The organism is Bacillus sp. UNC438CL73TsuS30 (assembly GCF_000482325.1).
GTDB lineage: Bacteria > Bacillota > Bacilli > Bacillales > Cytobacillaceae > Neobacillus.
Genome location: NZ_KI535295.1, coordinates 1,168,357 through 1,194,304, shown reverse-complemented (window position 1 = coordinate 1,194,304; position 25,948 = coordinate 1,168,357). Strand labels below are relative to the sequence as shown.

At 39.2% G+C, this 25,948-nt stretch carries 25 protein-coding genes and 1 riboswitch; of the genes, 9 read left to right on the top strand and 16 right to left on the bottom strand.

Annotation, left to right across the window (positions count from 1 at the left end; genetic code table 11):
- Positions 1-93 precede the first annotated feature (93 nt).
- The gene (locus tag M028_RS0119715; protein ID WP_026575410.1) at positions 94-1,299 is read left to right on the top strand and encodes a nitrate/nitrite transporter; all 1,206 of its coding nucleotides are present in this window, start codon (positions 94-96) and stop codon (positions 1,297-1,299) included.
- A gap of 57 nt (positions 1,300-1,356) precedes the next feature.
- Here the strand turns inward: M028_RS0119715 and M028_RS0119710 are convergent, their stop codons facing one another.
- Positions 1,357-2,793 carry a DHA2 family efflux MFS transporter permease subunit gene (locus tag M028_RS0119710; RefSeq protein ID WP_026575409.1) on the bottom strand — a complete coding sequence of 479 codons (1,437 nt, stop codon included), beginning with the start codon at positions 2,791-2,793 and terminating at the stop codon, positions 1,357-1,359.
- 363 nt (positions 2,794-3,156) lie between these two features.
- Here M028_RS0119710 and M028_RS0119700 point away from each other — a divergent pair, with 363 nt between their 5' ends.
- Complete coding sequence (locus M028_RS0119700; RefSeq protein ID WP_026575408.1) at positions 3,157-3,936, top strand: Cof-type HAD-IIB family hydrolase; 780 nt, start codon at positions 3,157-3,159, stop codon at positions 3,934-3,936.
- Between the two features lie 141 nt (positions 3,937-4,077).
- Here M028_RS0119700 and M028_RS30475 read toward each other — a convergent pair whose 3' ends face one another.
- Positions 4,078-5,538, bottom strand: a complete 1,461-nt coding sequence (locus M028_RS30475; RefSeq protein WP_081810791.1) for an amino acid permease — start codon at positions 5,536-5,538, stop codon at positions 4,078-4,080.
- Positions 5,539-5,683: 145 nt separating this feature from the next.
- Positions 5,684-6,721 carry a threonine aldolase family protein gene (locus M028_RS0119690; RefSeq protein ID WP_026575407.1) on the bottom strand — a complete coding sequence of 346 codons (1,038 nt, stop codon included), beginning with the start codon at positions 6,719-6,721 and terminating at the stop codon, positions 5,684-5,686.
- 191 nt (positions 6,722-6,912) lie between these two features.
- Between M028_RS0119690 and M028_RS0119685 the strand changes: the two genes are divergently transcribed.
- Together M028_RS0119685 and M028_RS0119680 are read left to right on the top strand one after the other, a co-directional pair.
- A complete protein-coding gene (locus tag M028_RS0119685; RefSeq protein WP_026575406.1) occupies positions 6,913-7,749 on the top strand; it encodes an RMD1 family protein in 837 nt (278 codons plus the stop codon).
- Between the two features lie 115 nt (positions 7,750-7,864).
- Complete coding sequence (locus M028_RS0119680; protein WP_026575405.1) at positions 7,865-8,569, top strand: YjjG family noncanonical pyrimidine nucleotidase; 705 nt, start codon at positions 7,865-7,867, stop codon at positions 8,567-8,569.
- A 60-nt stretch (positions 8,570-8,629) separates the two neighbouring features.
- Here M028_RS0119680 and M028_RS0119675 read toward each other — a convergent pair whose 3' ends face one another.
- Together M028_RS0119675 and M028_RS0119670 are read right to left on the bottom strand one after the other, a co-directional pair.
- Complete coding sequence (locus tag M028_RS0119675; RefSeq protein WP_026575404.1) at positions 8,630-8,857, bottom strand: hypothetical protein; 228 nt, start codon at positions 8,855-8,857, stop codon at positions 8,630-8,632.
- A gap of 84 nt (positions 8,858-8,941) precedes the next feature.
- The gene (locus M028_RS0119670; protein ID WP_026575403.1) at positions 8,942-9,217 is read right to left on the bottom strand and encodes a hypothetical protein; all 276 of its coding nucleotides are present in this window, start codon (positions 9,215-9,217) and stop codon (positions 8,942-8,944) included.
- 122 nt (positions 9,218-9,339) lie between these two features.
- Here M028_RS0119670 and M028_RS0119665 point away from each other — a divergent pair, with 122 nt between their 5' ends.
- On the top strand, positions 9,340-10,083 hold the full coding sequence (locus tag M028_RS0119665; RefSeq protein ID WP_051591108.1) for a YoaK family protein: 744 nt from the start codon (positions 9,340-9,342) through the stop codon (positions 10,081-10,083).
- A 44-nt stretch (positions 10,084-10,127) separates the two neighbouring features.
- On the opposite strand, the gene M028_RS0119660 is transcribed toward M028_RS0119665, so the two are convergent.
- Both M028_RS0119660 and M028_RS0119655 read right to left on the bottom strand, forming a co-directional pair.
- Entirely contained in the window at positions 10,128-11,129 is a 1,002-nt protein-coding gene (locus tag M028_RS0119660) for an LLM class flavin-dependent oxidoreductase (protein WP_026575401.1), read from the bottom strand.
- Between the two features lie 135 nt (positions 11,130-11,264).
- Positions 11,265-12,383, bottom strand: coding sequence for a lipase/acyltransferase domain-containing protein (locus tag M028_RS0119655; RefSeq protein WP_026575400.1), 1,119 nt, complete (start codon positions 12,381-12,383; stop codon positions 11,265-11,267).
- Positions 12,384-12,606: 223 nt separating this feature from the next.
- Here M028_RS0119655 and M028_RS0119650 point away from each other — a divergent pair, with 223 nt between their 5' ends.
- Positions 12,607-13,122, top strand: a complete 516-nt coding sequence (locus M028_RS0119650) for a hypothetical protein (RefSeq protein WP_035424209.1) — start codon at positions 12,607-12,609, stop codon at positions 13,120-13,122.
- 618 nt (positions 13,123-13,740) lie between these two features.
- Here M028_RS0119650 and M028_RS30470 read toward each other — a convergent pair.
- From M028_RS30470 to M028_RS0119620, 4 genes are all read right to left on the bottom strand, one after another.
- Positions 13,741-14,661: a thermonuclease family protein gene (locus tag M028_RS30470; protein ID WP_035424208.1), complete on the bottom strand. Its 921-nt coding sequence runs from the start codon at positions 14,659-14,661 to the stop codon at positions 13,741-13,743.
- A 288-nt stretch (positions 14,662-14,949) separates the two neighbouring features.
- Complete coding sequence (locus M028_RS30465; protein WP_081810790.1) at positions 14,950-16,599, bottom strand: AAA family ATPase; 1,650 nt, start codon at positions 16,597-16,599, stop codon at positions 14,950-14,952.
- A 131-nt stretch (positions 16,600-16,730) separates the two neighbouring features.
- A complete protein-coding gene (locus tag M028_RS0119625; RefSeq protein WP_026575397.1) occupies positions 16,731-17,024 on the bottom strand; it encodes a hypothetical protein in 294 nt (97 codons plus the stop codon).
- Positions 17,025-17,361: 337 nt separating this feature from the next.
- The gene (locus tag M028_RS0119620; protein WP_026575396.1) at positions 17,362-17,556 is read right to left on the bottom strand and encodes a Fur-regulated basic protein FbpA; all 195 of its coding nucleotides are present in this window, start codon (positions 17,554-17,556) and stop codon (positions 17,362-17,364) included.
- A gap of 480 nt (positions 17,557-18,036) precedes the next feature.
- Here M028_RS0119620 and M028_RS0119615 point away from each other — a divergent pair, with 480 nt between their 5' ends.
- Positions 18,037-18,738: a polysaccharide deacetylase family protein gene (locus tag M028_RS0119615; protein WP_026575395.1), complete on the top strand. Its 702-nt coding sequence runs from the start codon at positions 18,037-18,039 to the stop codon at positions 18,736-18,738.
- A gap of 70 nt (positions 18,739-18,808) precedes the next feature.
- Here the strand turns inward: M028_RS0119615 and queE are convergent, their stop codons facing one another.
- The 4 genes from queE to M028_RS0119595 form a co-directional block, all read right to left on the bottom strand.
- Complete coding sequence (queE, locus tag M028_RS0119610; RefSeq protein WP_442852792.1) at positions 18,809-19,561, bottom strand: 7-carboxy-7-deazaguanine synthase QueE; 753 nt, start codon at positions 19,559-19,561, stop codon at positions 18,809-18,811.
- Positions 19,524-20,006: a 6-carboxytetrahydropterin synthase QueD gene (gene queD / locus M028_RS0119605; RefSeq protein ID WP_026575393.1), complete on the bottom strand. Its 483-nt coding sequence runs from the start codon at positions 20,004-20,006 to the stop codon at positions 19,524-19,526. Before queD ends, queE begins: the two co-directional genes overlap by 38 nt.
- A 4-nt stretch (positions 20,007-20,010) precedes the next feature.
- Positions 20,011-20,670: a 7-cyano-7-deazaguanine synthase QueC gene (gene queC, locus M028_RS0119600; protein WP_026575392.1), complete on the bottom strand. Its 660-nt coding sequence runs from the start codon at positions 20,668-20,670 to the stop codon at positions 20,011-20,013.
- Positions 20,671-20,724: 54 nt separating this feature from the next.
- Positions 20,725-20,768: riboswitch (PreQ1 riboswitch) on the bottom strand.
- 153 nt (positions 20,769-20,921) lie between these two features.
- Positions 20,922-22,136, bottom strand: coding sequence for a sensor histidine kinase (locus M028_RS0119595; RefSeq protein ID WP_026575391.1), 1,215 nt, complete (start codon positions 22,134-22,136; stop codon positions 20,922-20,924).
- Between the two features lie 219 nt (positions 22,137-22,355).
- Between M028_RS0119595 and M028_RS0119590 the strand changes: the two genes are divergently transcribed.
- Together M028_RS0119590 and M028_RS0119585 are read left to right on the top strand one after the other, a co-directional pair.
- Positions 22,356-23,435: an AbrB family transcriptional regulator gene (locus M028_RS0119590; RefSeq protein WP_026575390.1), complete on the top strand. Its 1,080-nt coding sequence runs from the start codon at positions 22,356-22,358 to the stop codon at positions 23,433-23,435.
- A gap of 150 nt (positions 23,436-23,585) precedes the next feature.
- On the top strand, positions 23,586-24,503 hold the full coding sequence (locus tag M028_RS0119585; RefSeq protein WP_026575389.1) for an MBL fold metallo-hydrolase: 918 nt from the start codon (positions 23,586-23,588) through the stop codon (positions 24,501-24,503).
- A gap of 104 nt (positions 24,504-24,607) precedes the next feature.
- On the opposite strand, the gene chrA is transcribed toward M028_RS0119585, so the two are convergent.
- Entirely contained in the window at positions 24,608-25,801 is a 1,194-nt protein-coding gene (chrA, locus tag M028_RS0119580) for a chromate efflux transporter (RefSeq protein WP_035424207.1), read from the bottom strand.
- Between the last annotated feature and the right edge of the window lie 147 nt (positions 25,802-25,948).

Below are 25,948 nucleotides of genomic sequence, written 5' to 3'. Positions count from 1 at the left end.
TGATTTCATTTTTGTTTTTACTTGGGAAAGTATGGTTTTCAAAGAATCCAGGCATCGGTTGGTAAGGATATTTATTGAGGGGAGCGTATGTGGATGAAATTATCAGATTTAAGAAAAAGCGGTCATGCGCCGTCATTAGTTGCTTCATTTTTATATTTTGATGTAAGTTTCATGATTTGGGTGATGCTCGGGGCACTTGGAGTTTATATTACAAGGGATTTTGGCCTTTCCCTATCTCAAAAAGGGTTGATTGTCGCTGTTCCGATTCTAAGCGGTTCGTTTTTCCGGATTGTACTTGGAATCTTAACCGATCGCATCGGTCCTCGTAAAACCGCAATCAGCGGGATGCTTATTACAATGGTTCCACTTTTATGGGCCTGGTTGTTTGGGAAATCCTTAATCGAGCTATATTTTATCGGAATTCTGCTCGGTGTAGCAGGTGCAAGTTTTGCAGCAGCCATTCCAATGGCAAGTCGCTGGTATCCACCGCACTTACAAGGTCTGGCAATGGGGATTGCCGGTGCAGGAAACAGCGGAACTCTATTCGCCACTTTATTTGGACCGCGGATTGCAGACCAAATTGGCTGGCATAATGTTATAGGGTTGGCTATTATTCCACTTTTATTGGTTTTTATTATTTATAGCTTGGTAGCCAAGGATGCTCCATCGCAGCCACAGGCAAAACCTATCGCCCAATACTTCAATGTTTTAAAAAAGAAAGATACTTGGTTTTTTTGCATGCTTTATAGCGTCACATTCGGCGGATTTGTCGGCCTATCCAGTTTTTTGAGCATCTTTTTTGTGGACCAATATGATTTATCAAAAGTAAAAGCCGGGGATTTTGTTACCCTTTGTGTAGCTGCAGGGAGCTTCTTCCGCCCTGTTGGGGGATGGATTTCTGATAAAATTGGCGGGGTCCGCCTTCTAATCTTTTTGTTCATTGGGGTGACGCTCATGATGTTTGGTGTAAGCCTGCTTCCCGGATTAACCCTAGTGACCATTTTGTTATTGATTGGCATGCTTTGTCTTGGGATGGGAAATGGGGCGGTTTTTCAATTGGTTCCGCAGCGATTCCAAAAAGAAATTGGGATGATCACCGGCATTGTTGGAGCTGCAGGTGGGGTTGGCGGATTTTTTGTTCCGAATATTTTGGGAACACTTAAACAATTTACAGGATCGTATGGAGCTGGTTTTTTGGTTTATGCGGCAGTTTGCTTTGCAGCATTGTTGGTGCTAGCAATTGTCCAAGTCTCATGGCGAAAAGCGCTGGTATCGAAAGAAGCTTCCGTTAAAATTTAGATCTTAAAAATAAAAGAAGACATGTGCAGCGAGCATATGTCTTCTCTTATTTTAATTTCATTCCTGCATTTTAACGCTTACCTTGCTTTTTCCTTTCAATTCCCCTTCTGACTGTTGGTCTTTTTTTATAAAAAAGGAAAGGATGAGTCCTAGCAGTGTAAGTATGGAAACCACCATAAAGGCCACGTTAGCACCGTACATATCTGGATGAGAAATCTCCGGGCGCTGTTTTGCTGTTTCTGCTGTTGTGGTCATAACTGTAACAAGAATCGCAGTCCCTACTGAGGCAGCAATCATTTTCATTGTATTATCCATGGCAGCACCATGAGGAATTAATCGTTTTGGTAACTGGTTTAACGCAGACGTGGCGACCGGCATCATCACCATCGAAAGACCGAACATCCTAATTCCGTATAAGATAGTAATATAGGTCATTGTCGTCGAAGGCCCTAATCGTGTAAAGGCAAAGGAAGCCGCTGTCATAATTGTTAGTCCAATCATCACCAACCATCTTGCTCCAACTTTATCAAAGATTCTCCCCACGATTGGTGCCATTAATCCACTGACCAGTGCACCTGGTAAAAGGGCTAGGCCGGCCTCGAATGCGGAAAATCCGCGCATGTTCTGCATAAACAGCGGGATAATCGTTTCAGCACCAATTAAACCCATAAAGCCGATCATCCCAATAATGATGGCGAACGGAAAAATGGAATACTTAAACACCCCAAATTCAAGCATCGGATGCTTTAACCGTAACTGTCTGTAAATAAATAATACTAATGAAATTACACCAATTCCTAGAGACAGGATTGTAGTCGAGTTAGTCCATCCGTAATTTCCGGCAGCAGTAAATCCGTAAAGCAGTCCCCCAAAACCAAACGAAGAAAAGATAATGGAGATCACGTCGACCTTTGGTTTGGAGATTTCGGTTACATTTTTTAAGGCAATAAAGGCAATGAGAATATCAATCAGTGCGATTGGTAAAATGATAAAAAACAGAACTCTCCAGGAAAAATGGGATGTTACCCATCCAGACAGGGCTGGACCAATGGCCGGTGCAAAGGAAATCACAAGCCCGACTAAGCCCATTGCAGAGCCTCGGCGATTGACAGGAAATATCATTAAAAATACCGTTTGCATCAGGGGCAGCATAACTCCTGCTCCAATGGATTGGATAACGCGCCCGAGCAAAAGCATCTCAAAGTTGGGTGCAATCCCCCCTGCCAAGGTACCGACAGCAAAAATACTCATGGCTGATATAAACAGCTGTCTTGTTGTAAACCGCTCCAATAAAAATGCGCTGACGGGAATCATAATTCCGTTCACCAGCATAAAAACAGTTGTCAGCCATTGTGCACTATTGGCGGTTACATTCATTTCATCCATTACCGGAGGAATTGCTGTAATCATCAACGTTTGATTTAAAATCGCAATAAACGTTCCTGCGAGTAGAAGTACCACGATCGTAGAGTGTTTATTATTTGATTTCCCCATTCAACCATCCCCCATATTTTATATTTAGAAATTGCTAAAAAAAATACTTATACAGATTAACCGATTTTCCCCTTAATTTCCATTTAATTTCTTCGGTTTTCGAAAAATTTTTACAGAAATATTCATCTTATCTTTAGGTACTTTGCCCACTCCCAATCTAAAAACTCCCTTTATCGTTCAAACATCGACACGTAATTCTTGTTACCTCTCCCTTGAAGGAATTAATTTTTTCTTTATCATTGTAGTAACGAAAAGAAGGATTGGCAAAGCAAAACAGATCAGGTCCCGTAAATTTTACTTTTAACAAAACATGTTATACTATTCTATAGATTTAATGATAAAGTGCTGTTAGGAGAGTATTAGATGAAATACAAAGTTGTCATCTTAGATATCGATGGAACGATTCTTCCGCATGGAAAAACGATTAGCTCTGCTACATTGGATGCGATCCAAAGGTTGCGAGATAGTAATATAAACGTTGTGATTGCCACAGGCAGAGCGCCCTATTTTTCTAATTCCATCATTCAAGATACTGGTGTGGACTCCATGGTCTTTTTTAACGGGGCCTATGCCTACCATGAAGGAAAAGAAATCTACAGGAATGCCATTGAGAAAGAGGTTTTAGAGAGGGTTCTTTTAATGTCACATGATTATCAGCACCCTCTTACTTTTTTAGCGGGCACCCATTTTACTGTTACAGACCTAAGTCATCCATTTGTTGTGGAGGCATACATGAACGATTCGTGGAAACTTGAACAGACACCTCCTCAATTTTGGAAAGAGCAAGATATTTATCAATTATTCCTTCATTGTGATCTAGAGGATGAGGTATCCTATCAAACGAAGATTCCGGAATTGGATTTCAGAAGGTGGACCTCTGGCGCAAGAACCTGTGATGTGAATTTGACAAAGTCCAACAAAGCGGTTGGGGTAACGAAATTATTAGAAAAGCTGGGAATAGCTCCTGATGAAGCAATTGCGTTTGGGGATGGATTAAATGATATCGAAATGCTATCTCTAGTTGGAATGGGAGTAGCGATGGGGTCAGCCCGCAATGATGTAAAACAGGCTGCCAATATGGTCACATTATCTGCAGAAGAAGACGGAGTTCGGTTTGGGTTAGAGCGCCTTGGGTTAATATAGAAAGCAATGCCCTTCATAGATTGATATGAAGGGCATTTGTCTGTCTGCTTAAAGCATTTGACTTAAGAAGGGTAATTTTTTAGTTTGGTTAATGAGTTTTGTCCTTATACCATCAACCTTTTTTCAGCTAAGCAAGTAATTTTAATTGATTTCTTTATCATTGATGTGAGCGTCTAAGAAAGGTTTGTAGTTTGGTTCTTGCAGTTTTCCTTTTTTATTTAAGATCGTTCCGATAATGAAGTATAAAACGAGCATGGGTGCACCGATATAGAATGAGAATCTTGTATCCGAGCTATAAGCTGTATAAATGGCAATAGCCACTAAAACGAATAGGCAGATGATCGTTGGAATCGGATACGTACCCATTTTGAACTTAAGCTTGTCCACAGATCCGCCTTGTGCAATAAGCCATTTTCTAAATCGATAGTGAGAAAGGAAACTACCGAACCAGCCAAGAAGTGTATTAAATCCGGCGATGGAAATGAGCCAAATGAACACTTTATCAGGTGATACGAAGTTGGTAATTAGCGAAACCTGTCCAAGGAACAAAGTGAGAAGAACCGCGTTCATTGGGATTCCACGTTTATTTACTCTTGCCAATGCTTTTGGAGCTTTTCCTTCCTTTGATAATGCAACTAATGTTCTGCTAAGTGCATACACGATAGAGTTTGCCGCGGAAGCCAAAGATGTCAGAATCACGATATTCATGATCGTGGCCGCACCTGGTATACCAGCCAAACCAAACAGTCCCGCATAGCCATTACTTAAAACGCTTACATTTTCAAAAGGAACAACTAATCCTATAACCGTAACCGAACCAACGTAGAAAATTAAAATCCTAAAGAAAATGGTGTTTATTGCTTTCGGCACATTTTTCTGAGGATTTTTGGTTTCTCCTGCTGCTGTTACAACCGTTTCAACACCCAGATAAGACCATATGACCCCAGTCATCATCAAGATAACCGCAGAAAATCCATTTGGGAACATAGAATGGCTGTTCAAATTAGATAATCCAATAAAGCCTTGTTTTCCAATCACACCAAAAATCATTAAAACACCAACAATGAGGAAAATGATAATAGCAATTACTTTGATGCCGGCAAACCAGTATTCAGCTTCACCGTATGTTTTTACATCGATCAAGTTTAATCCCAGAATTAATAAGGAAAGCATGATACAGAAAGCAACGGGAGGAATACTCGGGAAAAATTGGTTTAAAATCATCCCCCCTCCAACAATTTCAGCTCCGAGACCGAGAAAGCCGTTGATGCATAAATTCCAGCCAACCATGAAGCCTAATACCGGATGAACAAACAGACCGGAATAAGTCGTGTACGCACCAGGAATCGGCATGAAGGTGGACATTTCGCCAAGTCCTTTCATTAAAACATAAACTAAAATTCCAATAACTAAATACGCAATAGGACCGCCAAGCGCACCCGCTTTTGAAACAACATTCCCAGATGCTAGAAAAAGACCTGTACCGATGGTTCCACCTATGGAAATCATGGTAATATGTCGGGAGGTAAGCCCACGCTTTAATTCATGGCTTTTATTTTCCATACTTGTAAGCCCCTCCCCTTTATTCAATTCTAGTTTCAATACCTTCCATCTCCTTTCACTTACCTATTCATTACAAAAGGCTTTCCAAATTTTCAGTCTTTTGTATATTTTATATTATATATTTTATTTTTACCCAGTCAATAAAAAAATGACTTTGTCTCAAATGAAACAAAGTCATCTATTTTTATATTCTTTTATCTACTATCTTTTTAAAATCCTCAATAAATGCTGCTACCTGCTCCTCCTTTGTTGCCCAAGAGGTTACGAGGCGAATCGCTGAATAATCTTGATCGACTTTTTCCCAAATATGAAAGCCATACTTCTTTTCAAGTTCAGCGATCACGGAATTGGGCAAAATCGGAAAGATTTGGTTGGTGGGAGAATCGGTCAAAAATGAAATATTTGCTCCGTGAATTTCAACCTTTAGCATTTCTGCCATCCTATTCGCATGTGTTGCCAATTCAAAAAACAAATTATCCTGAAATAGTTCAAAAAACTGTAGGCCCAAAAGTCGTCCTTTTGCTAGGAGCGCCCCTTTTTGCTTCATATGATATCTGAAATCTTCCTTAAGGGAATCACGGCAAATCACTAATGCTTCACCTAAAAGCGCTCCATTTTTCGTTCCGCCAATATAAAATGCATCTACCAGTGCAGGTAAATCACTTAACTCAAGGTCATTTTCCGTTGAACAAAGTGCGGACCCCAGCCTTGCACCATCCATAAATAAGATTAGATGGTGGCGATCGCAGAATTCCCGCAATTGCACCAAGTCGCTTTTCTTATAAATGGTCCCTATTTCAGTCGAATTAGATAGATACACGAGCTTTGGTTTCACCATATGTTCATCCGGATGGGAGTCCAATACGGCTTGCAAGTGGAATGGGGTTATTTTTCCGTCACTCGATTCTACAGATAGAATTTTGTGTCCGGTCGCCTCAATTGCACCCGTCTCGTGCCCTAATATATGACCGGTACTAACCGCAATTGCAGCTTCATGCGGTCGCAGGAATGCTGAAATGGCGATCATATTGGTCTGCGTTCCACCCGATAATAAGTGAACATCGATGTCCGACCGGCCGATTCTATTCTTGATCGATTCAATTGCTTTCCGGGTATAACGATCCTCCCCATACCCATCTTCCTGTTCGAAGTTAGATTCTATTAAAGCATTCAAAATTCTTGGATGTGCACCTTCACTGTAATCATTTTTAAAGCTGTACATATGTTACCCCACCATTTCATTTTATTCCTATTGTAACATTATTTATTTTATGCTGTAGTTCCCTTTGAAAAATTATGAGTACTTGCTTAAGGTTAGTAAATTCTTTGCGTTCCAAAGAAATGGTCAAAATTAATTTACCAATGAATAGACTTATAGAAAGCATGACCAATTCGTTGAAAAGAGTGATCTTAATGAGGGCCATTACCTTTAAAGCATTTGCCATCACGCATGAAATTGATCTAAACAAAATTGCCATTCATTGCGGTATTCCGAAAAAATTCACTTGGGAAGAGCCTTTAATCTTGAGGGGAAATATTTTAAAAACCATCCTTGGACAAGAAGTCGAGGAATCACAAATGGTTCTGGTTTTTTCGTTTGGCAGCGTTGTTTTCATCAATCTAATCGACAACAATGATATGATGGTTTTTTTCCAGTTTTTCCATTCGTTTGAACCGGACATTGATCTTAATCAAACTTACAAATATACGGATGATTACAGCCTTCATGTTCGTGGCACCGAAACCCTTGAATTAACAGACGAATATGTAGTGGTACCGGGATATGAAAGCTTTTACCCTGAGTTAATTTCTACTGTGCTAGCCAAATCAGTTGCCCTTGAGAAAACAGAGGAACAGCTTGGAAAAATCCACGATAAACTTGAAACGATGATTGATCGGCTCGAAAAAGGAAAGCTGAGGATTGGCAATAAAGAGCTTGCTAGAACAACAGCGAAAATTGTCCGCCATGAGTATAATACCCTTGCATATATCATGATTTTGGATAAGCCCGATATTACCTGGACCAGCAGCACAGCGAATGAATTTTATGATAAAATGATCGAGTTCTTCGAGTTAAACGATCGTTATAAAATTCTAAAAAGCAAAACAGACATTTTATATAATATAATGGACGGCTTCTCTACCATCAGCCACTCAATTAGAGGCCTATTTGTCGAATGGATCATCGTGATCCTTATTGTGATTGAAATTGCTCTGACCATTTTACAAATTATCGGTTGGTTTCCGTAAAAATTCATATAAAAATGCTTATCTTTTGCTTCAATTTTTCTCTATACAATTTTATAAAAATTAATGTAAAATGATTAGAAGTATAAAAGAATGGAAAAAAGATGGTGAGATTATTTTGAAAAAATACAAAACCTTGTTATTTGATGTTGATGACACATTATTGGATTTTGGTGCGGCAGAAAAAGAAGCATTACGCTTACTTCTTGAGGAACAGAATTTTCCCCTTACAAATGAAGTAGTCAGTCGTTATAAAAATATCAATCAAGGACTGTGGACCGCTTTTGAAGAAGGAAAACTTAATCTAGATGGGGTATTGAATTCTCGTTTTTCGATTCTTTTTAAGGAATATGGCCTTGAGGTAGATGGTTCATTATTAGAAAAACAATATCGGAGATTACTTGCAGAAAGTCATCAACTTATTCCGGGGGCTCTAGAATTAATTTCCAACCTACAAAATCATTTTGATTTATATATTGTCACAAATGGTGTTTCGGAGACGCAATATAAACGCCTACATGATTCAGGATTATCACCATTTTTCAAGGATATCTTTGTTTCGGAGGAAACAGGCTTCCAAAAACCAATGCAGGGATTTTTTGATTATGTTTTTGCAAGAATCCCAGATTTCGCATTAGAAGATTGCCTAATTATTGGCGATTCGTTAAGTTCTGATATGAAAGGCGGACAGCTCGCCGGCATTACCACATGCTGGTTCAATCCAAAGTTAAAGCCTAATCACTCTGAGATTATTCCAAGCTATCAAATACAGAAGCTTGATGAGTTGTATGAAATTTTAAATTTAACTGCGGTTCATTCATGATTACAAATCTAGTAGGATTACGGGGAGCATTAAAAATGCTCCCCCTTTTCATTAATACGGCTAAATCCTCTTTTTCACATCGTCTCTAATCGATTCAACCATCTCTTCCGATATATTTGCCGGTAGGGATGTGCCATTCTCGAACACCCAGCTATTTATAATTTCAAGATCTGCTTTTTTAAATGTGATCCTATACTCTTTTTGATTGGAAGAAAATTCTACGGTTACATATTCCTCACTAGCAAAATCATCATCGATGATCATATCGTTAATTTCATATGAATTCACGAGGTATTCTCCTTCAAACAAATTTTCTTACTCTTAGGGTGTACCTTTCCGACTGGATTATTCCATATAAAAATAGGATCATTATTATGTATTTGTTTTTACCCAATCAATCAGCTCTGAAATGGCATCCTCCAAATCCACTGCGGACGTACCGTCTTCGGGAATTTCCCCAAGAAACTGATTAAATTCATTCATCCTTTCTAAAAGACCGTTTTTAGATTGTTTTGCGTTTTTCTTCAATTCCTTGAAGCTATCGTCTTCACCAAGCTCATCTACATAAGTCCATACTTCTTGCAGGACGGTTTCCAATTTTTGAACTGAACGATGCAGTTCTCGTAATGTTTCAAGTGTTTTTTCCATTTATCTCTCTTCCTTTCAAGCAAGTGTTATCATTATAAGTTTTTATGTTTCGAGACGCAAAAATTCTAGTACAAAGGGGGATGATAAAATTTAGCGCATAAAAAATGGATAGGAGACCCTTGATGGAAAAGATTCAAAAAATAAAGTTTGCCTCATTAACCAAGTATATTAATAGTAGTTTTGCGAAGCTACCGCGAATAACAGCTGAATCCGTTGCTTTAGGCATTTTCCTGGCCTTTGTCGGAGGATTTTTAGATGCTTACACCTATGTTAGCAGGGATGGTGTATTTGCGACGTCCCAGACAGGAAACCTTGTTTTATTAGGCGTAGAGACAGCACAAGGACAATGGGACAAAGGATTTAAACATATTCCTCCTATTTTGGCGTTTGTTCTGGGAGTGGCGGTCGCCGAGGGGTTGAAGCATCCAAAGATTACAAGAACCTTTCCCTTTCCGGCCCGTACGGTTCTTTTATTGGAGAGCACTGTGTTAGTCTTTGTAGGAACATGGCCTGTTGAAGTACCAAATATTGTTGTTACCGTAACGATTGCATTCGTTGCTTCTGTACAAATTTCATCTTTCCGAACACTCGTAAAATGGCCCTTTAATTCGGCAATGGTTACGGGAAATTTGCGAACAGCTGCACAAGCAGCCTATACAGCTCTAGTTCTCCATGACCGCCAAGGAATCATTCAATTTTTCGATTTCACGGTTATTATTCTTTCCTTTTTAGTTGGGGCTTTCACAGGTGCTTTGTCCACTGTTCACTATGGCACTAAAGCCATTTGGATTGCTTCTATCGTGCTCGTTGGGGCTTTGCTAGTTCTAAATGCGAATCCGAAAACTTTGCTTCGCAAAGCCAAATAAAAAATGGCAAGATCACTCGAGCTATCTTGCCATTCTGAGATATTTTATTTCCCCTCTACCACTTCTTTTAAAATTTCATAGGCTCTCTTTTGTTTTTCAAAATCAAAAATATAAGATACCGCCATAATTTCTTGGACATCATATTTTTCCTGGAAGCTTGTTAATTGTTGACGAATTGTCTCTTTGCTGCCTAATAACGCCACATCGGTTCGTTGGTTTGCCATTTCTTTTTCCATCGGTGTCCACAGCTCTTCCATGTTCTCAACTGGCGGCTGTAATGGATTTCGTGTGTTGCGGACAATATTCAAGAAAAATTGGTGCATGGTTGTTGACAGGAAGTGAGCCTCTTCATCCGTTTCTGCAGCAATTACATTTAAACATACCATCATATATGGCTTATCTAAATATTCTGAGGGCTGGAAGCGTGCACGATAAATCGAAATGGCTTCTTCCATATAAGTTGGTGCAAAGTGTGACGCAAACACATATGGCAGTCCAAGACTTGCGGCCAAATAGGCTGAGTCTGTAGAAGAACCAAGAATATAAATCGGAATATTTGTGCCGATGCCAGGATATGCTCTCACATAACTTTGCTGTTCTTCAGGTCCAAAATAAGTAAGTAATGCCTGAACATCATCAGGAAAGGTATAGACCGAATCATTTTTTGAGCGTCTGAGGGCATTTGCCGTCATCATGTCTGTACCTGGTGCACGGCCAAGTCCTAGTTCGACACGATTTGGATAAATCGTTGCCATTGTCCCGAATTGCTCGGCTACAACTAATGGAGAGTGATTCGGAAGCATAATCCCACCAGACCCGACACGAATGGTACTGGTATGTTCTAATGTATGTTTGATTAATAGAGAAGTTGCTGAACTGACCAGTGTAGGTGAATTATGATGCTCAGCAATCCAGTATCTTTGATAACCCATTTTTTCAACCGCTTGTGCGAGATCGACCATTGAATCAATTGCCTGTTTCGAGGTTTGTCCTGCGCGAATTGGTGCTAGATTTAATACGGATAAAGGGATATGAATGTTTGCCATAATCATTTGTCCTTTCATGGTGAAGATGATATTACTATAGTAACAAGCCGAATCAGGAAAAAAAACTTAAATGCTTATATAGAATATTATCAACTAAAAAACAGAAAGGACTCCTAGTTTTGCTGTTCCATCTATTTATAACCTATTAACTGACCCGTCTATCACGGACCACCAAGGATTACCATTGGCATATACAGAAGTATTATTTAAAAAAAAGCGAGTAATGAGCGTTTGGACTCTGCCATCGTTCAAGAAAAGTGGATGCATGGCAACTTGATTCCACTTTTTCCGCACGATGAGCGTTAAAACGGACTGCTTGTAAATTTCAGCACTCTCAATCGGAACGGCTCCATCCCCATCTCCATTGGAATTTGGTGTATCAAAATTAAAGAAATTTTTCACCCCACCATCAGGACTATAAGGCTCTACAACGACTTTGGTTTTTGTTTCTTCGCCCACTCCTGCAAGAATGAGTAATCTTTTCTGCACTTCATCTGGGAGCTTCGTTAAATCAAGCATCGCTGGATGATTAATATCCCGAAATTTTCTCAACTGACTAATCCGGTCCAGAAACATTGCTCTATCGTTATTTCCGATATTGGATTGCCAATTATCTGGATTACCTAAATCAAATGCCGAGCCGTCTTCAAATACAATGGCATCTTTATAGGTTGGGCATAATTCATATACCGATGGAAACGTCCGGGCAATTTTTCGAAATTCATCATTTGCGTTAAATAGTGGAAACTCAAAGCCGCCTTCACCGGCAGTGAGGGAAATTAGTGCCCTAACCGAACCCATAAACGGACATACTGCCAAAACGGCATGCTCAATAGACTCATAATTTCCTTTTAAATTTTTCAAATAACAGCTAAACACCATTCCGCCAAGACTGTGAGCAATATAGTTAAACTTTTTCACAGAAAGTTTTTCCTTAAGGTACTCAACATAGTTTTCCAAGTGCTGGCTATTTTCCTCTGAGGATTTCCTCCAGTCATACCCAAAAATATAAATTGGACTTTGAGTCTTCTTTTCAATAATGTAAACAGCCTGGCGGTAAGCCAAATCTTCCACATCACTCCGCTCAATTATTGATTTTGGATTCACTTCAAAACGGCTATCCCGCTTTAATGCAAGGTCATAGATGGTTTCATATTTACTTTGAACAGCTGACCAGATGGTATCGAAATTTAGGGTATTGGTATTGACGAGTTTTGTACCTTGTATACCCGGGATTAAGATTGTAGGGATCATAACTAATTCCTATTCCTCCTTAAATTTGGGAGTTACCAATATATTATATATTTTTTATTCTATGCAGGAACGTGGACTTCCTTTGTCTAAATGTCTCTATTACGATAAGACTTTTGATAAATTATTTTAATAAAAATTAAATAATTTAGTAAACATGTAATGTTTTCAGTATGATACATTAAAATTAGCATGTAAAATCTGAAAACGATTGATGAGTGATCTTATGTTAAATGTAAAAGAAGTGACAATACACCTAAAAGAGGAAGGTATTACCGATAGTGAATTAACCGTTATTCAGTGGATTCTTGAGGGAAAAATAACGGCAAGAAGGGCCAAAAATTTAAAGATCGATTACTTGGTCAATCCCAGTGATTTAGCATCATTTATCATTGAAAAGAAAATCGAGGAGAAAACGAAGAGGTATGGAGTCGATTTTCAACATTGGGAAAAAACGTTTAAGGAAAACCAAAAATTAAAAGAGGATATTGAGCAATTAAAAACCTCTGTTCGCATTGAACAAGCTAAAGTTCGTTCTCTGAAAAAAATGTTACAAGCAGAGTATGCTCTGACTTCTGCTCCCCCACTTACATTTAACACCATATTTGGATTAGATGATGGCGCCGATCCATCCTTGTTAAAAAAGGAATTTAAAAAATTACTCAAATGCCTTCATCCCGATCGTGGCGGCGATGAGCAGCTCTTCAAAATATTTTATGAACACTATAATAAATTAAGGTAAGTTCTAAGGAGGCACTATTTTAATCATAAATTTACAATAAAATAATAACACCTTAACAAAAATACTCTATTCTATTTTTATAAAAGTCTTCTCTATTGGAAGGGGTAATCATGATGGTTTTGCTTTTTAAAATTGTCATGATGACGACCGTTTGCACCTTTTTTCCTTAAGGTTACTTAATTACAAATTATGACGATGTTCAGTTAAAGAGTTGGTTGAAATTTGTCATAATCGATGGAATTTCTACATATTGTGTAATGTTAACCGAATAATTTTTTTGAAAGGTGTTGTTCATTTTGAAAAATAAACGTGTCATGTATCAAGGAAAGAATTATATCCTTTACCATCAATATTCCTCCGACTTTTGCGAAATCCAAGATGAAAGTTATAGGTTCAATATTTTACTTGTCCATGTATCCGAACTTACAGAAATAGTATAGCCTTTTAAATTACACGAACCTTAAAAGTTTGTTCATAGTTTGTTCATTTTTCGGGGGTAAGATATATCTATGGAACGGAAACTAGCTTTCCAAACCCCCCTTTTAATATATTTTTTATGGATCCGGCGATTGCCGGATATTTTTTTGCAAAAAAAAAAGCCCTAAGCCGGGCTTGTCTTTATCGGACGATTAACGTTTTTTTGATAGTGGAGCCATTTGCTTTCATAATCACAGGATAGCTGCCAGGTTTTGTGCTGGTTCCTACCCGCCATGACCAGGTGATGTAGCCGCCGCTGTTTGCTGTTTTTGCTGTTAACCCTGATGCTTTACTTGGACCAGAGCTGTAAATCACTTGGATGGTACCTTTTACTCCGGGCTTCGTTTTGATTGTTATGGACGCCTGTTGACCATGTTTAACCGTTAATGTTGTACCTGTAACTTTTGTTGAACTGGAAGTGGTTCCTTTGGAACTGGTATTGGTTGTTTTGGTACCGGTGATTCCACAGCCGTTTGTTGAGTATCCATTGCTTCTGGCATAAGAACATGATTTGCTGAGACTGTATCCATTTGACGTTACATATCCTGAAATGCTCCAAATCCCTAATTTTTTAGATTTTGCATAGGATTGGGCACTTTGCAATTCAGAAAGATGGTCGGTATTTGGTTTATAGACATAGGCAACTCTGGCATATCCTTTTTTCACGATATCTTTGTTGTATAAATCTGTTTTTGTGATGTAGACATAGGCTAATAAGCGATGATATTTATCACGTTCATATCCCTTTTTACCAAGCTGCAGATAGATGTGTTTTCCAACCGGAAGCTTACTTTTTGCGTATTTGGCTGCTGTATAGCCGTATGGTTCTACCGGTTTACGAGGATCGACATCTTCTGGTGTATCAATCAATAACATCCGCACTGTTTCATTTTTCCCATTATATTTTACTTGGATGGTATCTCCGTCAATATTCTTTGAAACGGTTGCAGGAACAAGTTTTGGGCTTGTGGTTTTTGCTAAGGTTGTATTAGCGCTGGCGAAACCAGAGAATATAAGCGAAACTGTCAAAGACAATGAAGCTATTAATTTCCCTTTTTTCAAAATAAATTCCCCCTAAAACTATGAAATCTTTCTATTATATTTCCAAAGTTAATCATAGTGAGAAACATTTCTAATGTAAAGGGATTGTTTATGTCTGCAAAAGAAAAAACAACCAATCTCGGTTGTTTTTCCCTTATATTAGTGGTTTACCAGCAATTTCCACTTCAAATTGACCTTTGGAAGACACTTTTCTTGTACCAAATAATTTGTAGTAAAAATAAAGACACCTTCGCTTATTCAATTTCTTTAGCGAAGGTGTTTTTTATAATTTAAATAAGAGCATTTACATTATGCCGGCTGGGGACGGCTATGCCCATATAAGTTAATATAAATTTGTTCAATTTCTTCACCGGTTAAATCGCCTTGTTTCAACAGTTCCGCTGCAATCATATGGACGAAGTCAGCGTGTTCGCGAACTAACTTTTTCACCTCAAGCATCTGCGATTTCAGTAATTCATTAATCTTTGACCGAAGCGCCTTTAGTCCCTCAGCTTGAGAACCTAAAGCGAGCCAGCTAAACAACTCGTCACCCATGCCCACTGCACCTAGGTACGCACCGGCTAACAAAGTTGCCTGCTGCAAATCTGAGGTAACACCGTTTAATTTTTTTCCGAGGAACTCTTCTTCAGCTGCCCTAGCCGCGAGACAGACTTGGATTTCTGCAAGGATTTCATCATCACTTCGATTATATCGTTCATGTGTTGGTTTAGTTGCAGCGAGGCCCAATGCCCCGCCTCGGCGGATGATTGTCACCTTCCACACACGTTCGTGTGCCTTCAAAAGATATTGTGCAACCGCATGACCAGCCTCATGGTATGCAACATTTCGTTTTTCGTCCTCGCTCATGGAACGTAGCGGCTGTTTTAGTCCCCATTCATATGTCTCCATCGCTGCCCGGAAATCCTCATAGCTTGCTAACTGGGCACCTCGCTGATGTGCGATCACAACAGACTCATTCACGATATGTTTTATTTGGGCGGGGCTGTAACCAATGGTGTCAAGTGCTGCCTTTTCGGCAGTAATGGTTGGATCTTTTTTTACTTTTTGAAGATAGTAATCGAAGACGTCGACACGGCCATCAAAATCTGGGGAATCAACCCAAAGTTTGCGGTCGAAACGGCCGGGGCGAAGGAGCGCTTGATCAAGTACGTCGGGTAGATTGGTGGCTCCAATGGTTAATACTGCGGGACGATCTGCTTTCTTGCGGCGAAGACCGAGTGAACGAAGGAGTTTCGCTATTTTTGAGTTATCAATATTTGGTGGATCCATTTGCAAAAGCAGCTCATTGAGAAGACCGGAGCCGCCCATACCCATGAGTCCTCCCATCATTCCGCCTCCGGCCCCACCAGCCTGACGGCTCATACCGATTGCGTCAATTTCGTCAATAAAGATGATGCAAGCGCCATATACCTTTGACAGCTTTCGAGCTTTTCGATACAGCCCCATCACCTTAAGGTTGCCAACACCAAAAAACATGTTTTGAAAGCTCGGCGCTGAGGCATAGGCGAAAGGGACCTGAGCTTCGTTCGCGATGACTTGAGCCAAATACGATTTGCCTGTTCCGGGTGGTCCGCATAGCAGCAACCCTCGGATTGCCTCACCGCCCATTTCCTTGAACTCTTTAACGCCTTTAAGCAAGGTTACAATCCGCTTTGCATTTTCTACGATTTCCGGGTTTCCTCGATAATCGTCCCAAGTGGAACCTGTCTCTCCTGGCAGAATCCAATACGTCCGACCCCGAGCCAGGAACCAAAAGAGGGCTACAAATTGGATGATCATAAATAGCATTGCAAATAGCAGCTGCAGCAATAAACTAAGAATACTAATTGCAATGTTCCAGAGCGTCGGCCCTCCACTCCAAATCAACACCGTGATCAGGACGAGGGCTGTGGCCCAGAGGATAATTTTACGCCACTTAATCCACCGATAATTCCTCATGGTCTCATATCCTTTACAGAAGATTTAGAATATTCTATGAGGAATTTACCTATAAGTTGCCTAGAGTCGAGAAAAATCGGGTCGTGCCAGGCACCACCCGATTTTTCTTGTTTCACAGTATTGTTTCACGACTACTTACTGAATTTTCCTTTGATATCCATTAAATATTTTAGGATTACGCCGAGTCCGCCAATGAAGTAGAAGGTCACGAGGATCCAGCCGCTTGGGTCAATCGGGAACAATGAGATAAGGATATTTAATGGCAGTACGAGGTAGATAATATCTTTTAAATAATTTAATACAATGGAAGGAGTGAAGGAACCTTTCCAGAAGGATTGGAAAAATCCGATAAGAAAATCAATGATCATGAGTCCAAAAACGCCCCACATTGTATAAAGCAGCCAATCTGAAAGTGCAAATGACATGTTTTATCACCACCTTTACTCCAAAATATGCGGTCTGCATAGGACAGGTGATGAGATAATTGGTTAAATATTTAAAATTTTCAGATCAATAATTAAACAAAATACTGCACCTTTTAAAATATCTTTCATGCTTTTTTCATAATTTGTTCATTTTTTGCAAGTAAAATAAATGACATGAAATGAACAAGCTTCTTATTCATTTTCTCCCTTTTAATATATTTTTTGTGGATCCGGCCCGAGTGGTCGGATATTTTTTTGAGTAATTCTCCAAGGAACCTCTGTATAAAATAGGAAAGCTCCAAACCCGCTTTAGGTAGGATTGGAGCTTTTTTAAGTATTATCCCATTACAAGATTGGTCTTCCTCTGTTCAGCCAAACCATTCCTAACTATATAGTGGTATTCTTTTTCAAGTTCACATAAATTCCATTCATAAAGATGTTTATTATTTTTCTTGTAAATTCCAAACTTAAGTAGTTCGTCAATCAGGAATTGCCGTTTTTCCTGTCCTGCTTTTCGAAGTAATATTTTCATTTGTTAAACCTCCTAATTATTAACTGGTTTTTTCGGGGTTTACGTTATAGAATTCGAAATGATTTAGCTGTAACTATTGGTAAATGGACCAGAATTAGTAAAGAGGCAGAAAAAATCCTGTCAAAAAGCGTTTGTAGGAAAAAACCATAATGAAATAATATTTGATGAAAGAAAATCAACTCCCTTCCCATTTGCCATTATAAGGGCTCATTGGAATGGGAATTGTCGATATCTGCCAGAAGGACACACACTTAACGAAATTGTTAAATTCTTATAATATAAGTAAGAAAAATAAATTTTCGGTAACATTAGGATTTATCTTAGCTCGGTCCCCTATTCTATATTCCCCATTACTGCTCACTTAAACTTAATTTGGGTGATTTTTAAAGGTGTGTTGGAAAGTAATTGTGTTATGTAGAAAGTATTTTTATCCAGTTTGTTATACTATAGACAGAACATGCCAATTTATAGGAGGATACAATGAGGAAAAGGATCTTTATTTTGGGAATTATTTTGCTGGTACTTTTTCTAACTTCCTTGGGTGCATACAAATTAATGAATTCACGGACTTACCAGTTATTTGGTGGTGTTACGGACCATGTTGAAACCAATAAAAAGGTGGTAGCTCTTACCTTTGATGATGGTCCTACAGAGAACGTGGACAATATATTGCCCCTTCTCGATCGGTATCATGCTAAAGCAACCTTTTTCCTCATTGGCAATGAATTACGGCAGCATCGAGAGTTAGGGCAGAAAATTGCAGCAGCCGGACATCAAATCGGTAATCACACCTATTCACATAAAAGGATGATTTTCAAAAGCACTAATTATATTAAGAGAGAAATTGAACAAACAGATATGTTGATTCGCAAGACTGGATATAAGGGGGAAATCGATGTTCGTCCGCCAAATGGAAAAAAACTTGTCGGACTCCCCTATTATTTGAAGAAGCATCATAGGGATACCATCACATGGAACCTAGAACCGGACACCTATTATACCTCTATTAAGGATAAAGTGACCTATGTAAAACAGAATATCAAACCAGGTTCCATCATACTCCTTCACCCCATGTACGATAAGACCGGAAACGAACAAAAAACCATTGAGGGGATCCTAAAAGAGTTGACAGAAAAAGGATATAAATTTGTAACAGTAAATGACCTACAAAACGGGTTTTAAATTCGACAAAAATCGGGTGGTGCCAGGCACCACCCGATTTTTCTTGTTTCACAGAATGTTCCATACGAAGCTATACTCCGCGTTTATTCCCCCACAGCAAGGTGTGCAATTGGGGTAGAACTTTTACGTTGTTACAGTCTGAATCTTGCATGACTTTATCAACGAGGATCTCATATTTTTTTAGTAGATGCATTAGTAGTGCTTGATTGTCAGTTGTGTTGATATCATCATTTCCTACCGACAAGAAGAATGGAACATAAGGGTAGCGTTGGTGAACGTTTTTGGCATATTCATAATCACGATTGTCGAAAATCACAACTTTGAGACTTACATTATGGGAGGATTCCTTCAAGTTTTCAATGATCTGGTCTAGTACTGTAAAGTCCGTTACCATCTTCGAACTTGGCGGTTTTGGAGAAATCGTTAGTTCATCAATCTCCAAGAACCAATCCTGCCACTTACTGCCTTGGGTTTCGAGGCCTATTTTAATCTCATTTTCTTTAAAAATCTTAATCAATGAATCCAAGTTTTTAAGTAGCGCCGGGTTTCCCCCTGAGATCGTCACAAACGAAAAACGATCACCGCCAATTTCCTTTAGCTCCTGCCAAACTTCCCATGCTTCCATCATCCGAATATCATTTTTTCCAGAACCGTCCCAGGTAAAGGCAGAGTCACACCAGCTACAGGAATAATCGCATCCGGCCGTTCTGACAAACATCGTTTTTTGGCCAATTACGGCTCCCTCGCCTTGAATCGTTGGTCCGAAAATTTCCAATACGGGTAGTTTAGTCAAGTTCCATCCACTCCCGTCTTGCTTCCGCATAGCTTGTCGGCGTTTCAAAAAGACGCACAAACTCAACTCTTGCACCTTGATACCTTTGCTGTCTTTCTTCCTTTATAAGTGCCTCAGCCATTTTTTCATAAATCCAGACAACCATGTTTTCCGCGGTAGTATTCATCGGTGGTAGCGTTTCATTTAAATAGCGGTGGTCTAGAAAAATTTCGATCTCATTTTTCCAAATCTCTTTAATATCACCAAAATCAATCATGAGTCCACGTTCATCGACAAATCCGCTCAATCCAAAAATCACCTTATACGTATGACCATGAAGATTTTTGCATTTCCCTTCATAGTTATGGAGATGATGCGCCGCATCAAAGGTAAATTCCTTGCTGACGAGGACTCTTTTAGAATGATATCTTAATTGATTTGGCTGGATATCTTCGTTGATTTTTTGGAGTTTATCCACGATTCGAAAACCATACATGTGATTATAACTCCTTTCGTGTGCTTAAATATTGATCTAGTCCGTTTTTTCGCAACTTACATGCCGGGCATTCACCGCAGCCATCTGCGATAATACCGTTATAACAAGTTAATGTTTTTTCTCTGACAAAATCTAAAGCACCAAGTTCATCTGCCAACTGCCATGTTTCCGCTTTATCGATCCACATTAAGGGAGTATGAATCACAAATTGTTGATCCATAGACAGGTTTAAGGTAACATTTAATGATTTAATAAACACATCACGGCAATCTGGGTAACCGCTGAAATCTGTCTCACATACACCGGTTACAATATGTTTTGCTCCTACTTGACTCGCTAGCACACCGGCAAAGGACATAAATAAAAGGTTCCGACCTGGAACAAATGTATTCGGCATTCCCCCATCTTCGCCCTCTTTCACTTCAATATCATCCCTCGTTAATGCGTTGGGAGCCAGCTGGTTTAATAATGACATATCTAAAATATGATGTTTCACACCAAGTTCATTCGCAATATTTTGGGCACATTCAATTTCCAACTTGTGCCGTTGATTATAATTAAACGTTACGGCAATTACTTCTTCAAAACGCTCTAATGCCCAGAATAAACATGTCGTACTATCCTGGCCGCCGCTAAAAACAACAACTGCTTTATCTTTTTTCACGTTAAACTCTCTCCTTTAAATAAAAAAACAGACCCACTAAAGAAAGCAGACCCGTTTTCCTTAGTTTTTTTAAAGAGGGGTGCTAGAACCTCTACCGCCGATATGCGGAATTGTATATATAATTAGCCACCAAATTATATTACTATTTTTTACGTTGGCTGTCACTACCCGAAATTTTGGTTTCGACAAAAATCGGGCGGTGACAGGCACCACCCGATTTTTCTTGTTCCACAAAATGTTCCACAGGCAAGCTAAATATGATGATATGGAAAGTGGACGACGACGGTTGTTCCTTTGCCGATGGAGCAATTAAACTGGATGATTCCGTTGTATTTTTCGACGATGTTGTAACAGATCATTAGTCCTAGTCCAGTACCTTTGCTTTTTAGTGAATAAAAGGGGGTGCCGAGTGATTTGATTACTTCTTCTGACATTCCGCTTCCTTGATCGGTGATTTGGATTTTGACGTCATTTTTTACTCTTTCGGTCTTTACGTGAACTGTATCTCCCACTTTTGAAGCTTCAATTGCATTTTTTATAAGGTTTATCACCAGTTGTTTAAACTCAATGACATTTACGGCAATCAAACAATCTTCTTCCACCTTTAACTCAATATGATTATCGTGCAGGAGACCATATGATTTGAGTAAATCCGTGACACTTTGAAGAACGACGGCAACATCCACAGTTTCCATCCTTTTATCCTTATCCGGTTTAGCGATCGATAAAAACTGAGAAATGACGTGTTCTGCCGTATTAATTTCATCAATCATAAGAGAAAAATTCTTTTTAAAACCCTCACTTAGAGATGCATCCTTTTCAAATAATTGCAAAAACCCTTTCACGACCGTTAGTGGATTTCTTATTTCATGGGCAACCGCAGCAGCTAACTGTCCCGTTGTCTTCAAGCGCTCTGTCTGCTGGATTTGTTCATAATACATTTGCTGTTTTTTAATCCGAGCAGAAGCTAAATAAAAAATAAAAAATAACATTACCTGACTGGCAATAAAATTCATCAAATTTCCGGGTAAATCCATTTTAATATAAGAATAAAATGATGTTTGCTTATTTAATGAAAAAAAGCTAAAAAGCAGGAAAATAAGTATGCTGTTTAAAACTAACGAAAAATAAAAGAGCTTTGAATCAAAAAACAATATGGAGATTGCCGGAATGAAACATAAAAAGATAAAGGTTGACCACGTTTCACTATATAAAAAGAACAGCGTGTAAAAATAAGCAGCACATATCAAAATAATGACGATTCGAAAAAAATGTGTTTCGTGTCTTGGATATAAAAGTAAACATATGGATAATAATGCAACAAGGCTTATATGTAAGATCATCCCTGCCCCAAAGTGATGGTACTGCGGGTTCGCAACGAATAATCCCATGATCATAAGGAAAATGATGATGGAGGTAAATAGATTGTAAAATTTTTGAGAAATTACATTGTAAAACTGCTTCATGCATACACACCTTTTTTAGTGTAAAAAATTTTCAAAAGCTGTTATTATTTTAACAAAATTCCAGTATTTATAAAACTTCTATTTTTCTTCTAAGCCGACCTAGCCCTTTCTCTTGAATATTCCCAAGCTAGAGCTTATTTGAATATGAAACGAAGCACCTATGATATCATGGTACTATCTTGTCTGATTTTAAAATTGATTGAAGGGTTTTATTTGAATATGAATAAAAATGACAAAAGGGTTCGATTTCCCGTTTCACTAGTAATAGCCATGATCGGTGGTATCTTATTCTCTATTATCCACACACCAATTCCTTGGCTGCTCGGGGCGATGGTTTCTATCTTTATTGGTGCTCGTTTTGGAAAAATTCAATTGTATTGGCCTAGTGGAGTTCGCAACGCTGGTTTGATTATTGTTGGTTATTCCATCGGTTTATCGTTTACAAAAAGTACGCTGCTTCAGATTTTGAAACAATTGCCCACCATGCTGCTAATGACCGTTTTACTTGTTGCATTTTGCGCCGGTATTGCTTATGTCGTTTCAAAATTAACTGCTGTTGACTATCCAACGGTTTTGACAGGAAGTATTCCCGGCGGACTGTCACAAATGATTATCTTTGCCGAAGAAGTAAAGGGTATTGACATTACAACGGTGACATTCCTGCAGGTTGCAAGGCTCATGATGATTATCTTCTTTGTGCCGTTTCTAATTTTTGGACCGTTTTTTCGGAGTACAGTTGCTAGCTCAACTGGGGAATTGATTCATACTGTCCAAACTGCCAATACATCGATTGTTTGGCTTGCAATCCTTTGTATCATTTGTGCATTTCTCGCCAAAAAACTTAAGTTCCCTACTCCCTTTTTACTGGGACCAATTTTAGGAACAGCAATTGTCAATATTTCCGGCCTGCATGGTCCTGCACTGCCTGCATCGATTTTGGATCTATCTCAATTTATGATTGGTGGTTACATTGGCTTATTGTTAAAGCCGGAAAAACTTCAGCATAAGGCCAGAGTGATTACGCTCGCCTTAATAAGCGGGATGGTAATGATTTTAGGTTCGTTAGGCCTAAGCCTACTGCTCGTTTTTCAGGAACATATCACAGCATCGACTAGCTTTTTAAGCGTAGCTCCTGGCGGGATGGATCAAATGGGAATCCTTGCCCATGAGGTTCATGCTGATTTATCAATGGTTACTGGATTCCAATTATTTCGGTTGTTTTTTATCTATTTTGCGGTTCCACCGCTTTTGCGCCTGTTTTTTAAAAAGAGCATGCGAAAAACGGCCCGTACATCGTAAGATTTGGTGTCAATAAAGATTATGGCACCTTTAAAAAACAAGTTTAATTTACATAATACTATTACGGTAGATAACGTGCCTTTAAAAACTCTAATTTTTCAAATAAGTTTGCTATAATAATGAAAAAAGCGTTTTTATGCGGGGGATTTTATGAAAAAAAGATATAGCAATTTGGATGATGTACAAAACAAAAATTCCTTTAAGGATATGAGAAAGTGGATGAAGGAAAGGCGAAGCAAAGTAAAGGATCTAACCGTTCAAATCCAGCAATCCCCTACTAAGAAAATGAACGAACTCAAGGAAAATCACAGCAAGACGTCCTTCACTTGGATTGGCCATTCAACGTTTTTAATCCAAATGAATGGAGTGAATATCCTAACAGATCCAGTTTGGGCGAAACGGATGGGTTTTCAAAAGCGGCTAACGGAGCCTGGTATCTCTTTAGAGGACATGCCGAATATTGATATCGTCGTCATTTCCCATGGCCATTATGATCATTTGGATTTTCCTACTTTAAAAAAATTAAAAGGAAATCCGCACTATTTCGTTCCCATTGGTTTAGGAGAAATTTTTTTCAAAAAGGGCTTTCAAGGTGTGAAGGAAATGAGTTGGTGGGAAAGTACTGAGTACCTGGGACTGACACTTCATTTTGTTCCGGCCCAGCATTGGACTCGTAGGACTCTTTCCGATATCAATAAATCCCATTGGGGCGGCTGGATATTTCAACTGGAACAAGAATCACATTATTTTGTCGGGGATTCTGGTTACTTTAGAGGATTTAAGGAAATAGGCGGAAAATTTGAAATTGATACGGTACTGATGCCGATTGGCGCTTACGAACCAGAATGGTTTATGGCTGTTTCTCATATTTCACCCGAGGATAGTGTTAAAGCTTTTATGGAGTTAAACGCGAAAAGATTCATTCCGATGCATTACGGGGCGTATCGTTTAGCAGATGACACTGGCCCTGAAGCGTTGGAGAGGTTGTTGAAGGAATGGGAAAAAAGAGAGCTACCACAGGAACTGTTACGAGTTTTATTAATTGGGGAAACCATTTTTGATTCTTGAAAAAGAGTACAGGGCGACCTTTCGATGCGCCCTGATTTATTTGAATTTAGTTTACATAACATCGTTATGGACTACTCAAGATAGAAACCACCCAACTGAGCTCCCTAATAAAACAGTGAAAAAATCGTTCCTCCCGTCATACCTGCAAGGACAATCACCCACGGAGGCAATTTCAAAATGACGAGGAGGCTGAATAAGATGGATCCGAGTGCAAAGTCTTTTGCCGATTGAATCGCACTTGTCCATATCGGGGTATAAAAGGCAGCAATTAGAATTCCCACTACCGCCCCATTTACAGCTAGCATGGCCCCTTTCAATTTCGGGTTTCGGCGAAGTATATCCCAAAACGGCATCGTCCCCATTACTAATAAAAATGCTGGTAAAAAGATGGCCCCTGTCGCTAAAAGTGCCCCCTTCCAGCCATTCATGACTGCACCTAAATAGGCGGCGAACGTGAAAAGTGGTCCAGGCACTGCCTGTGCTGCACCATATCCGGCTAGAAAGCTTTCCTTTGATATCCAGCCCTGTGGAACAAATTCTTTTTCTAATAACGGCAGGACCACATGTCCCCCGCCAAATACCAACGCTCCTGAACGATAGAAGCTATCAAAAAGAGCTATTGTATGAGATGCCGTAACATCTCGAAGTATGGGTAAAAGGAGTAATAATCCGAAAAAAAATGTTAGGCATACTAAGGCCAGCGTTCGGGGAACGGGCACAGGAATGGCGATGTCTACTTGAATGTCTGAATGCTTGAAAAATAGGAACCCGATTATTGCGGAAATGAGAATAATTCCAACCTGTGTAAAGGTTGCCGGAATAAGCAAGCTAACAATTAAAGCTCCTAAAGCTAGTGCTTTTCGCTTAAGATCTGGTGTAAGTGTCCTCGCCATGCCGATGATTGCTTGAGCTACCACGACAACTGCAACAATTTTCAAACCATGTACCCACCCAGCTTCATTAACATTTAATCCATTTAGGAGGAAAGCAAAAATTATAAGCGCAATAACTGATGGGAGGGTAAAACCGAGAAAAGCAGCAAATCCTCCTAAAATCCCCCCTCTCATCATCCCAATCCCTATCCCTACCTGACTGCTTGCAGGGCCGGGGAGGAATTGGCAAAGCGCCACAAGATCAACGTAACTTCGCTCATCCAGCCATTTTCTCTTTCGAACATATTCCTCATGAAAATAACCCAAATGAGCAATCGGACCACCAAACGAAGTCAACCCTAGCTTCAAAGCAACCGCAAAAACCTCTACCAATAACCGTACCGTATTTTTTCTAATTGAACTCATAATTCCCCCCAAAATCTTTATCCATTAACCAAAATCCATTAATTCATATTTACATCATTCCCCATACACATTTCAACCTTTTATTTTTCGTGAAACATTCGATTGTGAAACAAGAATATTCGGGCGGTGCCTGTCACCGCCCGAATA

Coding starts and splice junctions, on each gene's coding strand:
- M028_RS0119715 (WP_026575410.1), top strand. CDS start 94: ATGAAATTATCAGATTTAAGAAAAAGCGGTCATGCGCCGTCATTAGTT.
- M028_RS0119710 (WP_026575409.1), bottom strand. CDS start 2,793: ATGGGGAAATCAAATAATAAACACTCTACGATCGTGGTACTTCTACTC.
- M028_RS0119700 (WP_026575408.1), top strand. CDS start 3,157: ATGAAATACAAAGTTGTCATCTTAGATATCGATGGAACGATTCTTCCG.
- M028_RS0119690 (WP_026575407.1), bottom strand. CDS start 6,721: ATGTACAGCTTTAAAAATGATTACAGTGAAGGTGCACATCCAAGAATT.
- M028_RS0119685 (WP_026575406.1), top strand. CDS start 6,913: ATGAGGGCCATTACCTTTAAAGCATTTGCCATCACGCATGAAATTGAT.
- M028_RS0119670 (WP_026575403.1), bottom strand. CDS start 9,217: ATGGAAAAAACACTTGAAACATTACGAGAACTGCATCGTTCAGTTCAA.
- M028_RS0119665 (WP_051591108.1), top strand. CDS start 9,340: ATGGAAAAGATTCAAAAAATAAAGTTTGCCTCATTAACCAAGTATATT.
- M028_RS0119660 (WP_026575401.1), bottom strand. CDS start 11,129: ATGGCAAACATTCATATCCCTTTATCCGTATTAAATCTAGCACCAATT.
- M028_RS0119655 (WP_026575400.1), bottom strand. CDS start 12,383: ATGATCCCTACAATCTTAATCCCGGGTATACAAGGTACAAAACTCGTC.
- M028_RS0119650 (WP_035424209.1), top strand. CDS start 12,607: ATGTTAAATGTAAAAGAAGTGACAATACACCTAAAAGAGGAAGGTATT.
- M028_RS30465 (WP_081810790.1), bottom strand. CDS start 16,599: ATGAGGAATTATCGGTGGATTAAGTGGCGTAAAATTATCCTCTGGGCC.
- M028_RS0119625 (WP_026575397.1), bottom strand. CDS start 17,024: ATGTCATTTGCACTTTCAGATTGGCTGCTTTATACAATGTGGGGCGTT.
- M028_RS0119620 (WP_026575396.1), bottom strand. CDS start 17,556: ATGAAAATATTACTTCGAAAAGCAGGACAGGAAAAACGGCAATTCCTG.
- M028_RS0119615 (WP_026575395.1), top strand. CDS start 18,037: ATGAGGAAAAGGATCTTTATTTTGGGAATTATTTTGCTGGTACTTTTT.
- queE (WP_442852792.1), bottom strand. CDS start 19,561: ATGCGGAAGCAAGACGGGAGTGGATGGAACTTGACTAAACTACCCGTA.
- queD (WP_026575393.1), bottom strand. CDS start 20,006: ATGTATGGTTTTCGAATCGTGGATAAACTCCAAAAAATCAACGAAGAT.
- M028_RS0119595 (WP_026575391.1), bottom strand. CDS start 22,136: ATGAAGCAGTTTTACAATGTAATTTCTCAAAAATTTTACAATCTATTT.
- M028_RS0119590 (WP_026575390.1), top strand. CDS start 22,356: ATGAATAAAAATGACAAAAGGGTTCGATTTCCCGTTTCACTAGTAATA.
- M028_RS0119585 (WP_026575389.1), top strand. CDS start 23,586: ATGAAAAAAAGATATAGCAATTTGGATGATGTACAAAACAAAAATTCC.
- chrA (WP_035424207.1), bottom strand. CDS start 25,801: ATGAGTTCAATTAGAAAAAATACGGTACGGTTATTGGTAGAGGTTTTT.